The following is a 3,490-nucleotide window of genomic DNA, read 5'->3' on the forward strand; positions in this document are numbered from 1 at the left end:
CAGGGTATCGTTGCCGTTATCCCCAGCCAAGTGGTCATTACCGGCACCGCCGTCCAAACGGTCATCACCTTCTCCTCCGTCTAATGTATCGTTACCCTGTAAACCGAGGATATAGTCATTATTTTTAGTGCCGTTGAGTATATCGTTGTTTGTAGAGCCGGTTAGGGTGCCAAGTTTCTCCAACACGGTGTGGCTGAACCTGTCTTCATTCAGATAACCCAGTTTGCCCAGTGCTTCTTTGCCCAACACTTCTGCATACTTATCCAACACTCCGGCGGCAACGGCCTCTTGAGTAAACCGTTCCAACAAGCCGGTTAGGGCACCTAATTCGGGCGAGGCGGGGTTTTGCTGGTTGGCCAGGAATTCGCCCAGGTCCACGAATGCTTTTTGTGCGTTTTGGGCGTGTGTTTTTTCAAACAGGGCGCTTACGCCGCTGAAATCCAGTTTCAACTGGCCGTTATCCAGCGTGAAGGCTACGGCGTCGAGATAGGGTTTCAGGCGGGTTTGGAACAGAAGGCCTTGGTAGAGGCTGTGCTCCAGCTGGGCGTAAGTGGTGTTGGCTACGCGGATGATTTCCTTCACTTGTTCCAGCGTGCCGTAGCCCAGCGTGCGGGAGTCTTCGCCGGTGAAAGCGTCCAACAGGCGGATTTTGTCTTGCAGCGCGTCAAATTCGGCTTGAAGCTCGGGAGAAATGTTTACTTTGCCGTTGCGCAATGCCTGCAGTTCCCCGGGCGTAAGCGGCACGCCTTGGCCGGCTGTGCCGGATGCCTCGGTGGCGGCAGTGAGCGTGGGCGTGTAGCTGCCGTAGCGGGCATCGGTTTTGCCCCATTCGGCTGCCAACTGCGCCAGCAATGCCGTTTGCTGCTCTTTGGTTTCGGCAGCGGCATATTGGCGCAACACCGCATCCAAGGCAGGCGACAAAGCCGCTGCTTCGCGCAAATCGCGCAGGCGGCCGATGCCGGAGAGGTTCGGATTTTGCAGCTGCTCGGCGGTTAGTTCTACATGATCGTTGAAGCGGCTGAACAGCTGATCGTTGGCCAGCAGCAAATCGCCCATCTGGCGGGTTTTGCCGTCGGTGGTGGTGTAGCTGCCTTCTTGCGCCAGCGTGTTGCCGTCGCCCAGGCTGCGGTTGGTGTTGCGGAATGAGGTGCTAAGCGACTGCACCTTGGCCTGCTCCAGCGTGAGCAGCTCGCCTTCCTGGCTGATGCCGTCTTGATTGAGATCGCGCCAAACGCGCAATGAAGAGAACGCCTTGTCGGCCGCATCGATTTTGCCGTCGCCGTTGTCGTCCAAATCGGCTAGTGCGGCAAAACCGTGCGCCGCCGTGCCGCCGTTTTTCAGGCGGGTGGCATCGCCGAACAGCTCGCTGCCGTTGTTGATGATGCCGTCGCCGTTGCGGTCGTACACCAACAGCCCGTCTTCTTTACCCACCCAGCCCGAAGCAGTTCGGATACCGTCGCCGTCGTGGTCGAAGAGGCTACCTGAAAATTGGTTGGCAGCCACAGTGCGGATACCGTTGCCATCGAGGTCTAGGGCGAGAGGGTCGTAGGATTGTCTCGATTTTCCTGATCGATTAGGATTTAATACCCTCTGCCATATTTTGCCCCAATTGAAATTTGGTAACCAATCTTCGGCATCTGGCAGCAAATCTTTTGCTTTTTCAGACAAATCTCCAATTGTAGGTAAAAGATCAAAGAAATCGTGTATAGCCTTGGCCTTTTGATTAGCAGCACTATTAGAATCAGCGCTATTCTTAGATTGAGCATCTTTTGAACATTGTTGTAATGCTTCTGATATACTCTTTAAACTTTGTGTCCCCTCCGGCAAACAATCTGAATGTTCAACTATAAAATCAGCCGCATCAAGATAATTTGTACCTCCGAACAGGCTTGCGTTATCAATGCCATTATGAACCATTGATTGTAACAGTTTTCCAACTCCAGGCGCTTTAGCAAAAGGATACCAATTAAGGATAGAATCCGCTAGATTGTGAGCTGCTCCTCTTTTATCACCTGCCGCCAGTTTTTCTCTTGCTTTTTCTATATTGCGTCCACTCTTGAGCAGATTGTACAAAAGACCCGCATACGATTTAATAGATGATGCGCTGCTTAGAAGTTGTTCTGTAGGAACTATATGAACCGCATTATCTCTTTTATCATTACTTTTTTGGCCACGCATAATATTAACCTCATTTAAGAATTTAAATAATTAAAATTTAAGAGGCAAACCAAAGTAGACTTATTTCGGTAAGCTCTTAAACCTTTCTTGACAGCAATATCCTAATCCCTTGAAATTAAAACAGTGTAGCTGAAGCTTTATTAAGATAAACAAGTCGTCGTCTGCATGAAACTTCCAATCTCGGTGTAGGGTGTGTGCGGAACGCACGCACACGGTTTCTATTCAAATTCAAACGAACCCGATACCTTCCTTTGAGATCGTATGAGAACTAGTAAGCGTAAGGGGGACATTTATACCCACACAGTTTTTAATTTCGTTGAGGCTGCGCTTTCAGGTAGCCTGAAAGGGAAAGGGCTATCTGAAAACTGAAAACCGCGTGCATGCGTTCCGCACAGACCCTACCCACGCGGGCTACGCTTTTGAAAACACATAGGCACAAACGCTTCCTCTGTGCTCACCTGCCTTTTGTGATTATTGAAATAATATTGAACTTCCGTATGTGGCAGGCTATCCGAATGCACGAGCCTCGGCAAAGTTTGAACACTGGCTTGGAAAATTTTCAGGTAGCCTTAGAGCGTGGAGGGTAGGGGCAGTCAGCACCCGCCCCGCTTTGGCAGCCCAAGCCAACCATCATCCGCATGGATGATGTGTGAATTTATAGAGCAATTGTACGCCTGCTATTTCGGCGCGGCAAGTATATTATTTCAATAAAAACAATAAGAAAGAAAAGCCTGTAACTAACCATCGCTGCCAGAAGGCTACCTGAAAAACACGCTGTTTCCCCGCCTCGTTAATCTCCACATGCCTTGCCATATCCCCGCTACCTTGCTCTGGTTGTTGCGTGGTAGCGGATTCCCGTGCTTCCGATAAGATGGTAAGCCTCGGGTTGTGCAAGCTGTTTAGCAGAGTGTGGTAATTGGAATTTGAAATTATTTGGAATTGTTAGGGTCTGAGGCTGCGTATAACGATTAATATACATGGCTTAGAGAGGAGAATAGCTATGTACGGCCAAACTGTTTGCCAACGGCCGCAGCCGAGCCGTGCGCCTGCCTGCTTCCAGCCATTTTGAAGGCGATACGGTGTATATCCGCTGAGATGAAAACGGCGATGTAGCTTTATCTGCCAAGCCTGCCGATTGGCAGGGGTTTAATGCCGCTGCCCGCGAATTGGCGGGAGAAAACATAGAATGTGCCCGAGGCAGACAAGAACATGACGTTTTCGCAGATTGGCGGGATAAGCGCGATGCGCCGCCGTATGTTGGATATAGTTGAATTAAATTAAGGGGCTGACGTAGATTAGCCCTAAATTCCAC

The 3,490-nt window shown here is 50.2% G+C and carries 1 pseudogene; it reads right to left on the bottom strand.

Annotation, left to right across the window (positions count from 1 at the left end):
* Window positions 1-1,668: pseudogene (locus HMPREF2796_RS11735) on the bottom strand (hypothetical protein); the annotation flags it as partial.
* Window positions 1,669-3,490: the final 1,822 nt, after the last annotated feature.

This window comes from Eikenella sp. HMSC071B05, assembly GCF_001811325.1.
GTDB lineage: Bacteria > Pseudomonadota > Gammaproteobacteria > Burkholderiales > Neisseriaceae > Eikenella > Eikenella corrodens.